We start from the raw sequence: 16,246 nt of genomic DNA, 5'->3' as shown, positions 1-16,246 counted from the left end.
CTAGGATCACGGACCATGGAAATAACGGGTCTCTTCGTCCTCGCCGCGCTCATGATCGCGAGCTTCGCGGGGCTGGAAAGCAAGCTGGGCCGCACCGACCGCAGAATCGCGCGTGTCGAGCACAAACTCGACGTGATCCTCGACCACCTCGGCCTCCACCAGGACGACCCGCACCTTCCCCAGGTCGCCGCCCTCCTTCGCGACGGCAAGAAGATCCAGGCCATCAAGGCGTACCGCGAGGCCACGGGTGCCGATCTCAGGGAGGCCAAGGAGGCGGTCGAGCGGATGGGGTGAGCGGGTGCGCCCCAGACCCCCGGAAAGACTGCGCACTCCCCCGCGCCACTGAAAAGGGGCGCGGGGGAACTGCGCGACGAGCCCTCACCCACCCGCAGCCGAGAGGCCGGTAAGGGACGGGCAGGGGCGGAGGGGGCGAAAACTCAGCCCTGTGTGGGCGGGGGCGTCTTTCCCGCCAGGACGTCCTTCAGGCGGGTGGCGCCCGCTTGGGCGGCCTGTTGGGTGGAGGCATCGTCGGCGCCGTTGAGGCCGCCGTTGCTGAAGGACAGGGCGCTGTCGCCGACCCGTACGGCGGCGAAGTCCAGGGTCAAGCTGGAGGGATCACCGTCCAGTTCACCGTTCATGGTGATCTGCAGCCCCTGGCGGGCGTCGCCCACGTTGGGCAGCGACATCGAGATGACCTGGACGGTCTGCTTCCCGCCCTTGTTGTCGACGGCGGTGAACTGGTCGCACTTGTCCGGCAGCGTCTTCAGCCACGACAGCTTCGCGTCCACGTCGGACTGCGTGTACCCGGCGACCAGGTAGTGCATCTGCCCGTCGTTGTCGCTGTCGTCGAACCCGGTGACGGCCTGCCCTCCCTTCGGGTCGCCGAGCAGGTCCTCGGCGTACAGGCCGTCGAGCAGTTTCTGGCAGTCGACGGCGTTCTGCTTGTCCGTGACGAAGGCCTGCGTGTCGACCTTGCTCTTGAGCAGCGTGTCGTGCCAGGTCGCCGTGCCCTGCGTCTCGGTCCACTCGGACCCCAGGTCGGTGTTGGTGATCAGCGCGGCCATGGCCTGCGCCTCGGTGAGCGCGGTGGGGGAGTCTTTGGCCGCGGGGGACGCCGGGACATCCGTACGACCGGAATCACCACTGTCGCCGCTCGAACACGCGGCCGTCGACAGCAGCATGCCGGCGGTCAGGGCGGACGCGAGGAGACAGGACGGACGATTCATGGCGAAGGCCTCCCGAGGACGCGGTGTGTCCTCCCACGCCACCACCAGGCAGGGCCGCCCACCAGCGCACGGGGCCGTCCGGGTGAGCCCGGTTCCACCCCGTCGGCGGACACCCTTGGGGCGCCTTCCGCGGATCTGTCAGAGTGGAGGTGATGCACCTGACCCAGGGAACTTCAGCGAGTGCCACCGAGCGCTTCGAAGACGACGACTACCCCGCGTACACGATGGGCCGCGCCGCCGAGATGATCGGTGCCACCCCCGCGTTCCTGCGCGCCGTCGGCGAGGCGGCCCTGATCACGCCGCTGCGGTCCGGTGGCGGCCACCGCCGCTACTCCCGCAGTCAGCTGCGCGTCGCCGCCCGCGCTCGCGACCTGGTCGACCAGGGCACGCCGGTGGAGGCTGCCTGCCGCATCGTCAGCCTGGAGGACCGCCTCGACGAGGCCCTGCAGCTCAACGCGGAACTGCGCCGGAGGGCGACGCAGGACGCCTGAACCCTGACGCTCACCCGCCTGTGGCACCGTCTCCGGCCGGCCCGGATATCTGTTTCGGCCGATGCAGAAATTGGCTCGGGGCGCCGTCAGATTCTTATATTCCCCGGAGTGGGGTGAGATAGTGCGCCCCCCCTCGGGACCAGTACCGTGCTAGTGTCGATATCAGTTGCAGTTGTGGTTCCCAAAGTTTTTCCGGTGCGTTTTCCGGACGGGGCAATCATCGCGGCGACGCAGGTCCACACAGTGTGGGCCTTCGAGCTTTGCCCCGAAGGAGATATGACATGGCTACTGGCACCGTGAAGTGGTTCAACGCGGAAAAGGGCTTCGGCTTCATCGAGCAGGACGGCGGCGGCGCCGACGTCTTCGCCCACTACTCGAACATCGCCACCCAGGGCTTTCGTGAGCTCCAGGAAGGCCAGAAGGTGACCTTCGACGTCACCCAGGGCCAGAAGGGCCCCCAGGCGGAGAACATCGTCCCCGCCTAGTCCGGGACCCCCGCTGACGCCTGACTCCTGAGTCGGCCGACGCTTACAGGTGGTCGGGACCTGCACCCTGAGGTGCGGGCCCCGGCCACCTGCTTTTTGTTTCCCTCGGGCTTCTTCCCGGCTTCCTGGGGCCGTCTTCCAGGCGTCTTCCCTCAATGAATTTCCGGCGAATTTCCCGGTCCGCCTTACCCATTCTCGGCACCGCGAAACTCACCCAGCACAGGCGCCATGCGTTGCGTGATGGCCCGTTTCCCCTTCGACCTCATCAAGAGCGAGGCCGAACAGTCGATGCGGGGCGTTCCGCCCGAGCCCGTCACGGGTGCGTCGTGGTCGTGGGGCCGCCCGTCCACCCGGTCGAACAGGTCGGGGAGAGCATCACCGGGCAGGACCGCCGCGACTTCACCGAGGCCGAGGTGGCCCGCGCCCTCACCCGCCTGGGCTTCGTCTGCCGCCCGGCCTCCGCCCTGGCCCGCCCGGTCGTCGCCGGCTGGGCCGAGAGCTGGTCCGGACCCGCGTAGCCCGTAGCGCCCGTATGCCGGCCGCGGTATTACACCGCCAGGACCGCGCGGACCGTCTTGCCGCCCAAGCCGGTGTTGACGACCTCCAGGCTGTGAGCGAGGTGCTGGACCATCGCGAGGCCGCGGCCGCTCTCCGAGTCGGCGTCCAGCGGGCCGACGCGGGGCCGCCCGGGGCTGTCGTCGTGGACCTCGACGGTCACCTGTCCGTGCCCCAGCTGCAGGCGCAGCCGACAGCCGGTGCGGCCGTGCCGTATGGCGTTGGCGACGAGTTCCGAGGCGATCAGCGTGGCGTCGTCGACCTGGTCGGCGGTCGGCGCCGGCATCCGCGGCCGTGGCCGGGTGAGGAACGCCGACGTCAACCTGCGGGCCCTGCCCGCCGAGACGGCCGTACGCGGCAGTGTGTACTCCACGCGGGCGGTCGGCCTGACGGCGCGCTGGTGCGCACGCATGACGGACACCTCTCTTCCCCCTGCCAGGACAACCGGCACCCGGCGGCTCCATCCCCGCCGACCGGGGCTCGCGCGAAACGGTGCGCGGCCGGTCCTGCCTTCGGGTGATGCCCGCCCCTGGTGATCGGCAACCAGCGCCTTACGTCATAAAGCCGCGACGGAGCCCTCCGGGCAGGTGCCGGAGCCCGGATCAGAGCCCCGAGTCGAGCAGGCGGAAGTCCTGGTAGTCGAAGCCGGGAGCCACCACGCAACTGACCAGCACCTCCTGATCGGTTGCCGGGCGAGCGGACTGCCACACACCGCCGGGGACGAGGACCTGGGGGCGTTCCCCGGCCTCGATGGCCGGGCCGAGGCGGACGACCGTGGGGGTGGAGTCGGGGGTGCGGCCGTCGCCGCCGAGGAGCAGGTCAAGGGGGCCGCCTCGGTGCCACAGCCACAGTTCGTCGGAGCGCACCGTGTGCCAGGCGGATGTGTCGTGCTGGGTGAGCAGGAAATAGATCGCGGTCGCGGCGGCGCGGGGGCCGGAGTAGCCATCGGGGCGGAAGGCCCGTGGCGCCGTCCACGTCTGGACGAACCAGCCACCCTCGGGGTGCTGTTGCATGCCCAGTTCGGCGGCCAGCGGCGGGACGGCGGAAGGCGTCTCTGGAGAGGTCACCACATGGCTGTACCACGCAGATGAAGGCGGTTCAACCAACTCCCGGTGCGCGCACCGACATGTCTGAAAGGGTGTGGGGATGCCGACCCTTCACAGAAAACTGCTAGGGCTGCTTCCCCGGATGGGGGTGCGGGTTCTGGATCTCGGTTCGGGTACAGCGTTGGTCTACCGGCGTGGTGAGCGCAGACGCGTTCCGCTGGGTCGGGGTGCTGATCTGGTGCTGAGAGGCGGGACCGCGGCCTGGAAGAGCGTGTCTCTCGGGGACACCGGCGCCCGTCTGCTCCTCGACGAGAAGGCGACGGCGGCCGACGAACGCCGGTTCCAGCTGGCGGCCGCGGCCTACCTGTGCGGGCAGCACGTCGCCGCGCTCCTCGACCGGTACGAGGTGAACTGCGTCTTCGACGTGGGGGCCAATGCCGGCCAGTACGGCCGTCAGTTGCGCCGCCTCGGCTACAGCGGCCGGATCGTCTCCTTCGAACCCACGGCGGAGGCCTTCGCCAAGCTCCGGAAGGCCGCCGAGGAGGACCCCGAATGGTGGGTGTACCAGGTCGGGCTGGGCCGCGAGGACGCCACCCGGTCCATCCACGTGGGCTGGAACACCATGAACTCCCTCCTCCCGCCGAGCGATTACGGCAAGGACCGCTACAAGCGGTTCGCGAAGACGCGCACCGAGGACATCGAGATTCGCCGGCTCGACGGTGTGATGGACAAGGCGCTGGCCGGCATCACCGATCCGCGGCCCTATCTGAAGATGGACACCCAGGGGTACGACCTGGAGGTGTTCGCGGGCGCCGGGGACCGCGTCCCCGAGTTCGTCGGGATGCAGTCGGAGGTCGCGACGCTGCGGCTGTACGAGGGCAGCCCCCGGATGGGCGAGGCGATCGCCGTGTACGAGGAGAGCGGGTTCGAGATCACGGGCATGTACCCGGTGTCGCGGGAAGCGGCGACGGGCCGGGTGGTGGAGTTCGACTGCGTGATGGTGCGCGCGGCCGCCGTGCCCGCCTCCGAATGATCCGCCGGACAGGCCCTGGCGCTACGCCGGATACGCGTGCGTCTGCGTGGCCTTCACCGTCGCCCAGACCGGGGCACCCGGGTGCAGGTCCAGTTCCGCCGCGGCGACCGTCGTCAGGTCGGCGGCGAGCGGGAGTTCGCCGGTGAGATCCGCGCGGATCTGGTCGCCGTGGGTCTCCAGTCCGCCGACCCGGCACTGCCACAGATTGCGGGCGCTGGAGCCGGTGGGGCGGTCGCGGTGCAGGGTGACGGCGCCGGGCGGGAAGGCCACGAAGACCGGTCCGTCGAGGTCCTCGGTCGTGGTGATCGCCGGGCCCGAGTCGAGCCGTACGGTGTGGCCCTCGGCCTGCCCCCGGTAGAGGTTGAGGCCGACCAGCTGGGCGATGTAGTCGGTGCGCGGATGCCGGGCGATGTCCGACGGTGTGCCCTCCTGGACGACGCGGCCGTGCTCGATGACGACGAGCCGGTCGGCCAGCACCATCGCGTCCAGCGGGTCGTGCGTCACCAGTACGGCGACGGCCTCGAAGTCGGCCAGGTGGCGCCGGAGCTGGGCGCGCACATCGAGGCGCGTACGGGCATCGAGCGCGGCGAGCGGTTCGTCGAGCAGGAGCAGCCGTGGGTGGGTGGCCAGCGCGCGGGCGAGGGCGACGCGTTGCGCCTGCCCGCCGGAGAGCCGGCGCGGCTTGGCTCCGGCGTGGTCGGTCAGGCCCATGCGGTCCAGCCATTCGGCGGCCTGCGCCCGCGCCTCGGCCTTCCCCGCGCCCTGGCAGCGCGGTCCGAAGGCCACGTTGTCGAGGGCGGTCAGGTGAGGGAAGAGCAGATAGTCCTGGAAGACGACGCCGACGGGGCGGGATTCGGGGGGCGTACGGTCCAGCGCGGCGCCGTCCAGCCGCAGATGCCCGCCGTCGGACAGCGGGGTGAGTCCGGCCAGCGTGCGCAGCGCGGTGGTCTTGCCCGCGCCGTTCGGCCCGAGCAGCGCGACGACGTCGCCGGGGGCGGCGGTCAGCGTGACATCGAGGTGGAAGGCGCCGCGGTGGACGACGAGGCGGGCGTCGAGGCCCTTGTCGGGTCCCTTGCCGGCGAAGCCCCGCTCGGCGGGGGCGGTCGGGTCGGTCATGGCGCCGTCACCGTCTCGTACACGTCCGTCCGTCATGGCGCCACCACTGTCTCGTACCCGTGCGTCATGAGGCCGTCGTCATCCAGCGGTCGCGCAGTCCCGCGAGGACCGCGATCGACACGGCCAGCAGCACCAGGCTCAGCGCGATCGCGGCGGCCGGGTCGTTCTGCAGGGCCAGGTACACGGCCAGCGGCATGGTCTGCGTACGGCCGGGGAAGTTGCCCGCGAAGGTGATCGTCGCGCCGAACTCGCCGAGCGCGCGGGCCCAGGCCAGCACGGAGCCCGCCGCGATCCCGGGCGCGATCAGCGGCAGCGTGACCCGGCGGAACGCGGTGAAGCGGGAGGCGCCCAGGGTCATGGCGGCCTCCTCGTAGCGCGGATCGGCGGCCCGCAGCGTGCCCTCCACGCTGATCACGAGGAACGGCATCGCCACGAACGCCTCGGCCACGACCACCCCGGCCGTGGTGAACGGCAGCGTGATCCCGAAGGCCGAGTCCAGCCACTGCCCGACGACTCCGTTACGACCGAGGGCCAGCAGCAGGGCCACACCGCCCACCACCGGGGGCAGCACGAGCGGCAGCGTCACCAAGGCGCGTACGAAGCCGCGCCCAGGGAACTCGGTGCGCGCGAGCAGCCACGCGAGGGGCACGCCGAGCACCAGGCTCACCGCGGTCGCCGCTGTGGCGGTGAGCAGGGACAGCTGGAGCGCCTGCCAGACCTCCGTGCTGGTCAGCTGGTCCGGCAGGCTGCGCCAGGGAGCCCGTACAAGGAGGGCGAGAAGGGGGAGGAGCAGGAAGGCCAGGCCGACGAGGGCGGGCAGCAGCAGGGGGAGCGGCGCGCCGCGCCGCGTGCCCGTCCGGACGCGTCCGCGCCGCGGCCCACCGGTCAGGGTGTCGGCCGCGGCGTCGGAGGTGTCCAGCCCGGTGGTCACGGCTTGAGGAATCCGGCCGCTGTCAGGACCTTCTGGCCCTCGGCCGACTTCACCAGCTCGATGAACGCCTTTGCCGCGGCCGCGTTGTCCGCGTCCTTGAGCAGGGCGATCGGGTAGTCGTTGATGGCCTTGGCCGACTCGGGGAACTCCACGCCTTCCACCTTGTCACCCGCCGCCTTCACATCGGTCTTGTAGACGACGGCGGCGTCGGCCTCCTTCAGCTCCACCTTCGTCAGGGCGCTCTTGACGTCCTGCTCGTACGAGACCGGGGTGAGCTTGAGGCTGCTGGCGTCCAGCGCCTTCTGCGCGGCGGCGCCGCACGGCACCGTCTTGTCGCACAGGACGACCTTCAGGCCGGACTTGGTGAGGTCCTTCAGGGAGGCGACCTTGTCGGGGTTGCCGGGCAGGGTGGCGATCTCCAGCTGGTTGCGGACGAAGGTGGTCGGGGTGCCGACCGCGTCGTTCTTGTCCGTCACGATCGCCATCGTCTTGGGGCTGGCGGCGGCGAACACATCGGCCGGGGCGCCGCCCGCGATGCTCGCGGCTAGCGAGTCACTGCCACCGAAGCTGAAGGTCACCTTCGTACCGGGGTGAGCCTTCTCGAAATCCTTGCCCAGCGTCGTGAAGCTCTCCTTCAGGGAGGCGGCGGCGAAGACGGTCACCGTGCCGGAGAGCTTCGGGGTGTCCTTGGCGGACGCCGAGGAGTCGGACGAGGAGGAGCAGGCGCTCAGGGCCAGCAGCGCGGCGGCGCCCACGCCTGCCACCTGCAGGGTCCGGCGTGCGGTACGGGTCATCACGGTTCCACTCCCTTTGAAGCCTCAGTCGTGCATACGCCGATCATACTTCCGCAGATGCCACCCAAAAGTCTCCTGTCGCATCGCATGAGCTGGGTGATCGATGCATGGATGTACGCATGTGCGTTTGTACGGTCCGGTGCTGCGGGTACCGTCTTCCGGGAGGTGGTACCCAGTGACCCAGTCCCTTACGGAACCGCCCGTCCGCCCGGCGGCGGAGCTGACCCTGACCGGAGACCTGGCCCGTCCCGCCCGGCTGACCGTGCCCGACCTGCTGGCCTGGCCCCAGCACCGGGTCCGGGTCAGCTTCGAGTGCGCCACCAGCGGCGTACAGCACCACCGCTTCGAGGGACCGCTGCTGCACGACGTCCTGCACGCGGCCGGACCCGTCTTCCACCCGGCCCGCCGCAAGGACCGCCTGCGCTTCCTCATCGCGGTGAGGGGCTCGGACGGCCACCACGCCCTGCTCACCTGGGCCGAGATCGACCCCGACTTCGCGCACTCGCCGGTGCTGCTGGCGGTCGGCATCGACGACACCCCGCTCGACACCGCGGGTCCCCAGCTGGTGCTGCCGCAGGACCGCTGCGGCGCCCGGCACATCAGCGGCATCAACGCGATTCGCGTGGACGGCCGCTACACGTCATGGACGGCCGACGGCGGCTGAGGCCGCCGAACCGCCGCGTCCAGGGCCGGCCACACCCGGTCCCGGGTCAGCGGTAGCTCGGTCAACCGCAGTCCCGTCGCGCAGAGCGTTCGCGAAGGCCGGGGCGACCGGGTTGAAGGGGCTCTCGCTCATCGACTTGGTGCCGAGACCGCGTCGACCGACTCGTACAGCTCCTTCGGCGCCGGCCGGCCGCTTCCTTCAGCGCCGGCCGGCGCTCCCGTACGCCACCGCCTCCTCCACGAGCCGGCAGTCGGCACGGGGACCCGCAGATGGGCGGCGGCGACGTCGAGCGGGGACCGCGGAGGCGCTGCAGGAAAGCGGCCCCTCCCATGACAGGATCGCCCGGCGTCTGCGACGCTGACCCGCCAACGGAGGTGACGCATGCTGCTGCGTCAGCTGGAGTACCTGGTCGCACTCGCCCGGGAGCGGCACTTCGCACGGGCGGCGGCGGCCTGCTTCGTCACGCAGCCGTCGCTGTCGGCGGCGATCCGCCGGCTGGAACACGAGCTGGACGTGCCGATCGTGCGGCGGGGCAGGAAGTACGAGGGGCTCACCCCGGAGGGCGAGGTCGTGCTCGCCTGGGCGCAGCGCATCCTCGCCGAGCGCGACGCCCTGCGCCAGGAGCTGTCGGCGCTGCGCGGCGGCCTGACCGGCACCCTGCGGCTGGGCATCGTCCCCACCGCGCTGCCCGCCGCCTCCCTTCTCACCACCCCGTTCTGCGAGCGCCACCCGCGGGCCCGGGTCGCACTGGCGTCGCTGTCGTCCGCCGAGATCAGACAGGGCCTGGCCGAGTTCGAGCTGGACGCGGCGATGACGTATATCGACGACGACGAGCTGCGTCCCGCACGCCGCTTCCCGCTGTACGAGGAGCGGTATGTGCTCCTCACACCGGCGGACGGCCCGCTGGCCACGGCGCCGACGGCTCGCTGGGCGCAGGCGGCGGCGCTGCCGCTGTGTCTGCTCAGCCCCCGGATGCGCAACCGCCGGATCATCGACGCGTGCTTCGCCGCCGACGGCGCGACGGCCGCCCCGGCGATCGAGTCGGACAGCGTCGCCGGGTTGTACGCGCATCTGCCGGGCGGCCGCTGGTCCAGCGTGATATCGCACGCCTGGCTGCACATGTTCGGTGTGCCCGAGGGGATGCGGGTGGTGCCGCTGGAAGGGCCCGCGCACGGGCCCAGGGTCGGGATCGTGGTGGCCCGGGAGGAGCCTCAGTCCGTGCTGGCGGAGGCGCTGTTGAAGGTGGCGCGGGAGGCGGATGTACGGGACGCCCTCGATGCGCTGCTGAAGGAGCATCTGGGCGGGCGGAGCCGATAGCCGCCGGCTGTCCGGGCATGGCAACGTTCGTTTCGACCGGCGCGATCCACCCCGAGGATGGTGAAAGCACCTTCCGATCAACGGAGTTGAGGAGAGCCGCCTCATGGCCAAGGTGCTCTGCGTGCTGTACGACGAGCGACTGCGACTGCGACTTCGGCGACGACGCCGGCGGAGTCGTGAACCGCACGCCCTCTCACGTGCGGTCGATGTGCACGTTGGTCGACTTCACCCGGGCGGTGGCCTCCATGCCGACCTCCAGGCCCAGCTCCTCGACGGCCTCCCGGGTCAGCAGCGAGACCAGCCGGTGCGGTCCCGCCTGGATCTCCACCTGGGCCGCGACATCGCCGAGTTTGACGGCGGTGACGATGCCCGGGAACGCGTTGCGGACGGACGTGTAGGAGGCGCCCTCCTCACCACCGGCCCCGGCCAGCTCGACGGAGAACGCGGCGAGATCCCGCCCGTCGATGAGCCGCCGGCCGCCCTCGTCCCGATGGGTGGTCACCCGACCGGCGTCCGCCCACCGCCGGGCGGTGTCGGGGCTCACGCCGAGGAGCCGGGCGGCCTGGCCGATTGTGTAGGACTGCATGGGCGTCACGATAGGCCGGAAATCCGGCACAGCGTGCGCGGGCACCGGACGGACCGGACGAAAGCCCGCTGGCCCGGTGACGGTCGGCGGTAATCTTCTCCGATGAACACCAGGGGTGTGGGGGACCCGGCCGACGCGGACCGTCAGGTTCTCGACGCGGATCAGGTGAAGCATCTTGAGTTCCTGCAGGGGGTCGTCTCACGGCTCGCCAACAACTCCTTCCTGGTGAAGGGCTGGGCGCTGACCCTGACCGGTGGCCTCCTCGCCTTCGCGGCGGGCAGCACCAGCTGGCCCATCGTCGCGACGGCGCTGATCGTGCTCGTGGCCTTCTGGTTCCTGGACAGCTACTTCCTGCACCAGGAGCGGCTGTTCCGCACGCTCTACGACGAGGTCAGGCGGCCCAGGAGCACGGTCGAGCCGTTCTCCATGGACCCCCGCCCCTACGCGGACCGGGTGAGATGGCGGCGGTCCGCCTTCTCCCCGACGCTCTCACTGTTCTACGGCGGTCTCTGCGCCGCTCATCTCGCCTTCCTGGCCGTCCTGTTGCTCGGCTGACGGGCGCCCGCGCCCCGCTCTCACGGCCAGCCGCAGCTGCTCGGCCGCCGCGTCCAGCCCGGTGGGTTCCATGGGGGGTGACGGCGGCCAGAAGTTGCCCATCCGGTCACCCTCGTAACGGGCCACGACGTGTACGTGGAGGTGCATGACGCTCTGAGTCGCCGACGCGCCCGCCGAGTTCACGACGTTCAGCCCGGTGGGCCGGAAGGCGGCCCGCACCGCGTGCGCGACCCGCAGCACGCTCCGTGTCAACGCCGTGGCCGTCGCCTCGTCCAGGCCCCACAGATCCCGGATGTGCCGCCGGGGAATGACGAGCGCGTGCCCGCTGGTGACGGGCCTGAGCGGCAGGAAGGCCAGTGTGTCCTGGTCCTCGTGGATGATGCGGGCGAAGGCTGAACCCGCCGCGATCCTGCAGAAGGCGCAGTCGGAGTCCTCGGTGGCGCTGTGGTCCATCAGGCCATGGGCCACTTGGCCGCGGCGGCCCGCACCAGGCGCAGCACCGCCTCCGCCTCGGCCTCGCCCGTCTGGTCGGCCAGGGCATCCCCGACAGCCAGCAGAACAGCAGGCGTGCGGCGCCTGAGTGCGGCCGTGACCAGGGCGACCACCCTTGTCCTGAGCTGACCGCCGTCGCTCAGCAGATGTACCTGCTCGGGGTGGACCAGGGTGCGGACGGAATCCACGTACACGTCCCACCCGTCGCGGGTGCGGGCCACCTCGGAGGCCAGGATCAGCTCGATCAGTTCACGCTTCTCGCCGGGCGTCATCGGCGCGGCGCCGTCGGCACGGGGCGGCTCCTCCTCGGTGGGCGATGCCTGGGGCGCACGTGGCGCGGAGGCCGTGGGCGCCGGGGCGGCGGCGGTCAGCCCGAAGGCCGGAGGGAACCGTTCGGCGGTATCGGCGTCCAGCTCAGGCAGGGGTGCCGTGGCCGCCTGGCCCATGTAGTCGGTCAGTTCGATGACGAACTTCTCGAACTCCTGTGGGTCGCCGCGCATGAGGTCGACCAGGCAGCTGTCCGCGTACGCGGCCCCGAGCTTCGGCATGCGGTACTGCACCGCTGCGACTTCGGGGGGCAGTGCCCGGGCGACCGGTACCCAGAACAGCGGAAGGATGGCGACCGGTTCCTGCGGAGCAGCCAGGCGCAGCCGCTCCGTCATGACCGCCCACTCCCGCCCGCACCACTCGCGGTCGAAGTAGTCGTCGGAGAGGAGCGCGATCAAGAACCGGGTGCGGCCCAGCGCCTGAGAGAGCTTGCGCCGCCACTCGACACCGAGTTCCAGGTTCCCCACGTCGAGGAACCCCTCGTTGGTCGCGGACCGGCCGCGCTTTATCTCCACTTCCTGCTGGAGGCGGTCGTGGAACTGCCTGACGAGCGGGCTGTCCGCGCGTCGTACCGCGTAACTGGTGAAGAAGAACGGCGACCGTGTCATCGGTCCTCCCGGCATCTGTCATGGGGTGCTTATTGTCGCGGATCGCGGGTCCAGGCGGCTTTGGCCTTGTTGACCAAGCGCCGCACCTCGGCGACCCCGGCCTCGTCCTCACCGAGCTCCTCCAAGGCGTCCGCGAGCGCGACCATGACCGTTGAAGTCTCTTGGGACAGCGCGAAGTTGACGGCGGAGACGATACGGGTCCGGGTGTTCCCACTGTCGTTGGAGAGCGTCAGCTTCGTCGGCCTGATCGCATACCGCACGGAGTCCACCCAGGCGTCGTACGCGTCCCGGGTGCGGCCCACCGGCGAGCGCGCCAGTTCCTCGATGAGGGTTCGGCGCTCCTCCGGGCTGAGGGGCCTGCCGGACTGGTCGGCCGCACGTGCGTGAGGAAGGAGGACCATGCCGCCGGGGGGCGTGTCGGGGTCCGTCCGGGGTGCCGGCGTCAGCGCCCTGGCGCACTTCTCGAAGCCGGAGTGGAGCACCTCCTCGGCGACCTCGAGCAGCAGTCCGGGATGGCCCTTGATCAGACTCGCCAGGTGCTCGGCCTGCTTCGAGTCCAGTTGGTCCTCGGCCTGGTCCAGGAGCAGTGCCTCCGCCTGCGCCTGACTGAGGCCACCGAGTTCCAGTCGGTTCTTCCCCCATGTCTCTCCGCCGGAACGGGAGGTGACGAGCCGGTGACCCGTGCCGGGGACGAAGTGCTCGTAGATCCGATCGGGGTTCGGCACGTTGTCGTAGACGAACAGCCAGCGTTTGTCGGGTCTGGGTTCGTGATCCGGCCCGAATTCCTGCGCGCACTTCTCGCGCAGCTGCCGGTACTGGTCGTCGATCAGTCCGCACAGCCGATCGTCGTCGGTCTCACCGTTGCACTCGAACCACCACGCCACGTCGTAACGGCGGTGGTAGCGGCGGCAGTAGGCGAGGGCCATCTGGGTTTTGCCGAAGCCCTGGACCGGCGCGGCGGCGTCGTGCAGCAGGACGTGACCGTACTGCGTGAAGAGTTTCAACAGCGCCGCGATCTGGTCGTCGCGCCCCTGAAAGGGCAGGCCCAGTTCGCGGATGTTCCATATGGGGGGCGGTTCGGTGGCCGAACGGGGTGGGCGCAGGCGGGCAGACGTCACCGGGCGTCTCCTCCGCGCTGGTCCGGGACCTGTGGATCGGGTTCGCGCACCAGGTCGCACAGAAGGCGGGCCTGGCTCTCGTCCGAGCCGGTCAACTGGGTGACCCGCACGCCGCGGCGCACCAGCAGCGGACGGGGCTCGGCGTCGATCTGGACGGGAATGAGCCACTCTTTGCCCGGACCGACGAACGCGTTCTCCCAGTGGAGCGGATCGCCGGAGCCGGCCGCGAAGTAGCTGCGGGAGAAGACGACGACGACCCGCTGGGCCCCCTCGTGTGCCCGTCGCACCGTCTCCGGCAACGACTCGTCCTCGGTCCTCCACCGCACCTGGGACACCTCGGGATGACCGGCCAGTTCCAGGATCTCCTCCATCCAGTCCGCCCAGGGCTGGTCCGCCCCCACGTAGCTGATGGCCACGGATTCGAGGGGGGCGGTGGGGAGGGGGGCATGGTGGTCGAGGTCCCCCAGGCCCGGCCCGGTACGGACCGGCGTGCGGGCGGGGGTGGTCTGGCGGGCGTGGGAGGTACACCCGAACGCGGGCTGTATGTCGCGGAGTTCGGCTGCGTCGGTGATCTCGGCGAGGCCGAGGCGTCTCGCCTCGGTGATGCGTTTGGCCAGTTGCCCTATCAAGGAGTAGTACGCCTCGTCGGCCGCCGAGCCGTCCGAATGCATCAGTCCGTGCAGCCCCGAAGTGACGTACCGCCGGTATCCGTATCCGTCGTCCCACTCCGCGCCGATCGACCACTCCTCCGGGGCGGGCGCCCCGTTGGGAAGCCGCGGGACGGGCTTCCAGACGAGTGGGATCAGGCATTCGGACACGTCACGTTCGGCACGGTCTTCGTCCCGACGTAACCGACGTTGGAAGACGGCCAGTTCCAGACCGCAGTCCCGGTCCTTGAAGTACTCCGGCGAGTAGAGTGCGATCATCACCCCGACCCGGGTGATGGCGCTTTCGAGCACCGGTGGCGAACCGGGCTGTGGCCCAAGAACACCGCCCACCCATAAGCCTTCCTGGGCCCTCAGCCGGTACTCCAGGTCGGCGTGGAAGCGGCTGAGGGACGGCCACCCGTCGCTACGGGTGCAGCTGGTGTAGAAGTAGTTGACGGATCGATCCACGCGCCCCTCGCAGACTGCCGCCGGTAGTCCGGCAGGGCGAAACTCTCACTGGCATGGACATGGGCTTCGCAACGTCGTAGCTCCAGTCGGTCCGGTGGACCCCCGTTGACCGAGGATAGGCTTCCTTGACCGTGCTGGGTACAGTGGTAAGGAGCCTGACGGGCGCGCAAGTCAGGCGTACGGGCACACGTCAGGCGTACGGGGTGATATTCGCCGACGGCTCACGAGTCCCGGACTTTAGCAGGGTCTGTGACCCGTCCGATCGCTTCGGGGGCGGGGACGCGGGGGGAATGGGGGCCTGAGCGTGATGCAGAGCGACACCGGGAGCGGCACCTCCCGAACGCTGGGCGAGTTACACGTGTTGGCGGACCTGGTGTCCGTCGAACGTCTGGAGCGGATGCCGCGTTCCGCGATGGTGGAAGCCCTGCTGAGGCAGCGTGGCCGCGGGGGCGGCACATCGGGGGCGGCGTCGGCGAAGTCATCGGGGAAGACCGCAGCTCCCAGGTGGCACAGTGCGGTGTGAGTCGGCAACAGGCGTGCCCCGTGACTCACCCGCATTCTCGCAGTTCGTCGTCAAGCTCCACAGCAGGTGCAACTTCGCCTGCCCCGACTGCTATGTCTACGGGCTCCGGGACAGCGGCTGGTCGGCCCAGCCCCGGATGATGCCGCTCGCGGTCATGGAGCGGACGACGCGGCGGATCGCGGAGCATGTGCGACGCCACCGGCCCCCTGAGGCACGGGTGATGCTGCACGGTGGTGAACCGCTGCTCGCCGGACCACGCAGGATCGGCCGCTTCGCCGAGGCGCTGCACAGTGCGTGGAGGGGGCTGGACACGGAGCTCGTCCTCGTCGTGCAGACCAACGGCGCGCTGCTGGACCGGCGTTTCCTGGACCTGTTCCGGCAGTGGGGCATCCGTGTCGGGGTCAGCCTGGACGGCACCCGCGAGGCCCACGACCGCCGACGCCGCCATCACTCGGGCAAGGGCACTCATGCGGATGTCGTACGAGCCCTGGAGCTGTTGCGCGACTCCGACTACCGCTCGCTGTACGGCGGTCTGCTGTGCACGGTGGACATCGCCGAAGACCCGGTAGACACCTATGAGGCCCTGCTGGCGCACGAACCTCCCTCGCTGGATCTGCTGATGCCGCTCGGCACCTGGCAGTTCCCGCCGCCGGGTCTGCCCGCGGCGCAGGAGGTTCCGTACGCGCGCTGGTTGGCCACCGCGTTCGACCGCTGGTACGACGCGCCGGTGCGAGAGGTCCCGGTGCGGCTCTTCGATTCGCTCGTCGATCTGCATCTCGGCGGGGCCGGCACCAGCGAGGTGTGGGGGGCGCTCGGCTCGGATGTCGTGGTGGTGCAGCCGGACGGGAGCATCGAGCAGAACGACGTCCTCAAGGCGGTGCACGAGGGCGCCGCCCACACCGGCTACCACATCGATGCGCACGGTTTCGACGAGGCGAGTGCCCATCCCGGTTTCGCCGCAGAGCGAGAGGGAGTCGCCGGACTGTGCGCACAGTGCCGTAGCTGCGCAGTCGTGGACGTCTGCGGCGGAGGTCTGCGTGCGCATCGGTACCGGCCGGAGAACGGCTTCGACAACCCCTCGTGCTACTGCGCGGATCTACGCGCTTTGATCGAGCACGTACGCGACCGTGTCACCGGCACACTCCTCGCTCTTGCAAAGGACTGTCACAAGGCGGTTACAGGGGAAGGGATTCTCCCTATCATGGGGATGCCTGCCGATGTAGAACCGTTGCACTGATCAGAGGAATGATCCGGGGGACCCAGG

Annotated in this window: 19 protein-coding genes and 1 pseudogene; 9 read left to right on the top strand and 11 right to left on the bottom strand. The window is 70.2% G+C overall.

Annotated elements, in window-relative coordinates:
* The first annotated feature begins 15 nt into the window (after positions 1 to 15).
* Entirely contained in the window at positions 16 to 294 is a 279-nt protein-coding gene (locus ACIBK0_RS05340) for a ribosomal protein L7/L12 (RefSeq protein ID WP_399075824.1), read from the top strand.
* Between the two features lie 143 nt (positions 295 to 437).
* Here ACIBK0_RS05340 and ACIBK0_RS05335 read toward each other — a convergent pair whose 3' ends face one another.
* A complete protein-coding gene (locus ACIBK0_RS05335; RefSeq protein WP_399075822.1) occupies positions 438 to 1,226 on the bottom strand; it encodes a hypothetical protein in 789 nt (262 codons plus the stop codon).
* 152 nt (positions 1,227 to 1,378) lie between these two features.
* Here ACIBK0_RS05335 and ACIBK0_RS05330 point away from each other — a divergent pair, with 152 nt between their 5' ends.
* The 3 genes and pseudogenes from ACIBK0_RS05330 to ACIBK0_RS05320 all read left to right on the top strand — a co-directional run bounded on the left by ACIBK0_RS05330 (position 1,379) and on the right by ACIBK0_RS05320 (position 2,720).
* Entirely contained in the window at positions 1,379 to 1,717 is a 339-nt protein-coding gene (locus ACIBK0_RS05330; protein WP_399075820.1) for a MerR family transcriptional regulator, read from the top strand.
* A 281-nt stretch (positions 1,718 to 1,998) separates the two neighbouring features.
* The gene (locus ACIBK0_RS05325; RefSeq protein ID WP_010986199.1) at positions 1,999 to 2,202 is read left to right on the top strand and encodes a cold-shock protein; all 204 of its coding nucleotides are present in this window, start codon (positions 1,999 to 2,001) and stop codon (positions 2,200 to 2,202) included.
* Between the two features lie 228 nt (positions 2,203 to 2,430).
* Positions 2,431 to 2,720, top strand: a pseudogene (locus ACIBK0_RS05320) (SCO5918 family protein).
* A gap of 29 nt (positions 2,721 to 2,749) precedes the next feature.
* Here the strand turns inward: ACIBK0_RS05320 and ACIBK0_RS05315 are convergent.
* Together ACIBK0_RS05315 and ACIBK0_RS05310 are read right to left on the bottom strand one after the other, a co-directional pair.
* Complete coding sequence (locus ACIBK0_RS05315) at positions 2,750 to 3,169, bottom strand: ATP-binding protein (protein WP_399075818.1); 420 nt, start codon at positions 3,167 to 3,169, stop codon at positions 2,750 to 2,752.
* Between the two features lie 190 nt (positions 3,170 to 3,359).
* Positions 3,360 to 3,824, bottom strand: coding sequence for a cupin domain-containing protein (locus tag ACIBK0_RS05310; protein ID WP_399075816.1), 465 nt, complete (start codon positions 3,822 to 3,824; stop codon positions 3,360 to 3,362).
* A gap of 250 nt (positions 3,825 to 4,074) precedes the next feature.
* Between ACIBK0_RS05310 and ACIBK0_RS05305 the strand changes: the two genes are divergently transcribed.
* Positions 4,075 to 4,836, top strand: coding sequence for an FkbM family methyltransferase (locus ACIBK0_RS05305; protein WP_399075814.1), 762 nt, complete (start codon positions 4,075 to 4,077; stop codon positions 4,834 to 4,836).
* A gap of 21 nt (positions 4,837 to 4,857) precedes the next feature.
* On the opposite strand, the gene ACIBK0_RS05300 is transcribed toward ACIBK0_RS05305, so the two are convergent.
* From ACIBK0_RS05300 to modA, 3 genes are all read right to left on the bottom strand, one after another.
* Positions 4,858 to 5,952, bottom strand: a complete 1,095-nt coding sequence (locus tag ACIBK0_RS05300; RefSeq protein WP_399076051.1) for an ABC transporter ATP-binding protein — start codon at positions 5,950 to 5,952, stop codon at positions 4,858 to 4,860.
* A gap of 64 nt (positions 5,953 to 6,016) precedes the next feature.
* Positions 6,017 to 6,883 (bottom strand): ABC transporter permease, encoded by an 867-nt coding sequence (locus tag ACIBK0_RS05295; RefSeq protein ID WP_399075812.1) that lies wholly within the window; start codon positions 6,881 to 6,883, stop codon positions 6,017 to 6,019.
* Positions 6,880 to 7,677, bottom strand: a complete 798-nt coding sequence (modA, locus tag ACIBK0_RS05290) for a molybdate ABC transporter substrate-binding protein (RefSeq protein WP_399075810.1) — start codon at positions 7,675 to 7,677, stop codon at positions 6,880 to 6,882. The genes ACIBK0_RS05295 and modA overlap by 4 nt, the downstream gene beginning before the upstream one ends.
* 175 nt (positions 7,678 to 7,852) lie before the next feature.
* On the opposite strand from modA, the gene ACIBK0_RS05285 reads away from it, so the two are divergent.
* Together ACIBK0_RS05285 and ACIBK0_RS05280 are read left to right on the top strand one after the other, a co-directional pair.
* Positions 7,853 to 8,341 (top strand): molybdopterin-dependent oxidoreductase, encoded by a 489-nt coding sequence (locus ACIBK0_RS05285; protein WP_399075807.1) that lies wholly within the window; start codon positions 7,853 to 7,855, stop codon positions 8,339 to 8,341.
* A gap of 381 nt (positions 8,342 to 8,722) precedes the next feature.
* Positions 8,723 to 9,658 carry a LysR substrate-binding domain-containing protein gene (locus ACIBK0_RS05280; RefSeq protein ID WP_399075805.1) on the top strand — a complete coding sequence of 312 codons (936 nt, stop codon included), beginning with the start codon at positions 8,723 to 8,725 and terminating at the stop codon, positions 9,656 to 9,658.
* Between the two features lie 193 nt (positions 9,659 to 9,851).
* Here the strand turns inward: ACIBK0_RS05280 and ACIBK0_RS05275 are convergent, their stop codons facing one another.
* The gene (locus ACIBK0_RS05275) at positions 9,852 to 10,244 is read right to left on the bottom strand and encodes a molybdopterin-binding protein (protein WP_399075803.1); all 393 of its coding nucleotides are present in this window, start codon (positions 10,242 to 10,244) and stop codon (positions 9,852 to 9,854) included.
* 102 nt (positions 10,245 to 10,346) lie between these two features.
* Here ACIBK0_RS05275 and ACIBK0_RS05270 point away from each other — a divergent pair, with 102 nt between their 5' ends.
* On the top strand, positions 10,347 to 10,799 hold the full coding sequence (locus ACIBK0_RS05270) for a hypothetical protein (RefSeq protein ID WP_399075801.1): 453 nt from the start codon (positions 10,347 to 10,349) through the stop codon (positions 10,797 to 10,799).
* Here ACIBK0_RS05270 and ACIBK0_RS05265 read toward each other — a convergent pair.
* Genes ACIBK0_RS05265 through ACIBK0_RS05250 form a run of 4 tightly spaced genes read right to left on the bottom strand, consistent with a single transcriptional unit; the run spans position 10,734 to position 14,459 of the window.
* Positions 10,734 to 11,252, bottom strand: a complete 519-nt coding sequence (locus ACIBK0_RS05265) for an HIT family protein (RefSeq protein WP_399075799.1) — start codon at positions 11,250 to 11,252, stop codon at positions 10,734 to 10,736. The two genes, ACIBK0_RS05270 and ACIBK0_RS05265, sit on opposite strands and share 66 nt — an antisense overlap.
* Positions 11,252 to 12,226, bottom strand: coding sequence for a TIR domain-containing protein (locus tag ACIBK0_RS05260; RefSeq protein WP_399075797.1), 975 nt, complete (start codon positions 12,224 to 12,226; stop codon positions 11,252 to 11,254). Before ACIBK0_RS05260 ends, ACIBK0_RS05265 begins: the two co-directional genes overlap by 1 nt.
* A 29-nt stretch (positions 12,227 to 12,255) precedes the next feature.
* Positions 12,256 to 13,344 (bottom strand): hypothetical protein, encoded by a 1,089-nt coding sequence (locus ACIBK0_RS05255; RefSeq protein WP_399075795.1) that lies wholly within the window; start codon positions 13,342 to 13,344, stop codon positions 12,256 to 12,258.
* The gene (locus tag ACIBK0_RS05250) at positions 13,341 to 14,459 is read right to left on the bottom strand and encodes a toll/interleukin-1 receptor domain-containing protein (protein WP_399075793.1); all 1,119 of its coding nucleotides are present in this window, start codon (positions 14,457 to 14,459) and stop codon (positions 13,341 to 13,343) included. Before ACIBK0_RS05250 ends, ACIBK0_RS05255 begins: the two co-directional genes overlap by 4 nt.
* A gap of 536 nt (positions 14,460 to 14,995) precedes the next feature.
* On the opposite strand from ACIBK0_RS05250, the gene ACIBK0_RS05245 reads away from it, so the two are divergent.
* A complete protein-coding gene (locus tag ACIBK0_RS05245; protein WP_399075791.1) occupies positions 14,996 to 16,219 on the top strand; it encodes an FxsB family cyclophane-forming radical SAM/SPASM peptide maturase in 1,224 nt (407 codons plus the stop codon).
* Positions 16,220 to 16,246: the final 27 nt, after the last annotated feature.

The sequence above is a fragment of the Streptomyces sp. NPDC050564 genome (genome assembly GCF_044457265.1).
Taxonomy (GTDB): domain Bacteria; phylum Actinomycetota; class Actinomycetes; order Streptomycetales; family Streptomycetaceae; genus Streptomyces.
The sequence above is the reverse complement of the archived record's forward strand: the minus strand, read 5'-3'. Positions and strand labels throughout refer to the sequence as shown.

Bases quoted from the DNA above. Each gene is read 5' to 3' on its own strand.
- ACIBK0_RS05340 (WP_399075824.1), top strand. From the start codon at position 16: ATGGAAATAACGGGTCTCTTCGTCCTCGCCGCGCTCATGATCGCGAGC.
- ACIBK0_RS05335 (WP_399075822.1), bottom strand. From the start codon at position 1,226: ATGAATCGTCCGTCCTGTCTCCTCGCGTCCGCCCTGACCGCCGGCATG.
- ACIBK0_RS05330 (WP_399075820.1), top strand. From the start codon at position 1,379: ATGCACCTGACCCAGGGAACTTCAGCGAGTGCCACCGAGCGCTTCGAA.
- ACIBK0_RS05325 (WP_010986199.1), top strand. From the start codon at position 1,999: ATGGCTACTGGCACCGTGAAGTGGTTCAACGCGGAAAAGGGCTTCGGC.
- ACIBK0_RS05315 (WP_399075818.1), bottom strand. From the start codon at position 3,169: ATGCGTGCGCACCAGCGCGCCGTCAGGCCGACCGCCCGCGTGGAGTAC.
- ACIBK0_RS05300 (WP_399076051.1), bottom strand. From the start codon at position 5,952: ATGACCGACCCGACCGCCCCCGCCGAGCGGGGCTTCGCCGGCAAGGGA.
- modA (WP_399075810.1), bottom strand. From the start codon at position 7,677: ATGACCCGTACCGCACGCCGGACCCTGCAGGTGGCAGGCGTGGGCGCC.
- ACIBK0_RS05280 (WP_399075805.1), top strand. From the start codon at position 8,723: ATGCTGCTGCGTCAGCTGGAGTACCTGGTCGCACTCGCCCGGGAGCGG.
- ACIBK0_RS05275 (WP_399075803.1), bottom strand. From the start codon at position 10,244: ATGCAGTCCTACACAATCGGCCAGGCCGCCCGGCTCCTCGGCGTGAGC.
- ACIBK0_RS05270 (WP_399075801.1), top strand. From the start codon at position 10,347: ATGAACACCAGGGGTGTGGGGGACCCGGCCGACGCGGACCGTCAGGTT.
- ACIBK0_RS05265 (WP_399075799.1), bottom strand. From the start codon at position 11,252: ATGGACCACAGCGCCACCGAGGACTCCGACTGCGCCTTCTGCAGGATC.
- ACIBK0_RS05260 (WP_399075797.1), bottom strand. From the start codon at position 12,226: ATGACACGGTCGCCGTTCTTCTTCACCAGTTACGCGGTACGACGCGCG.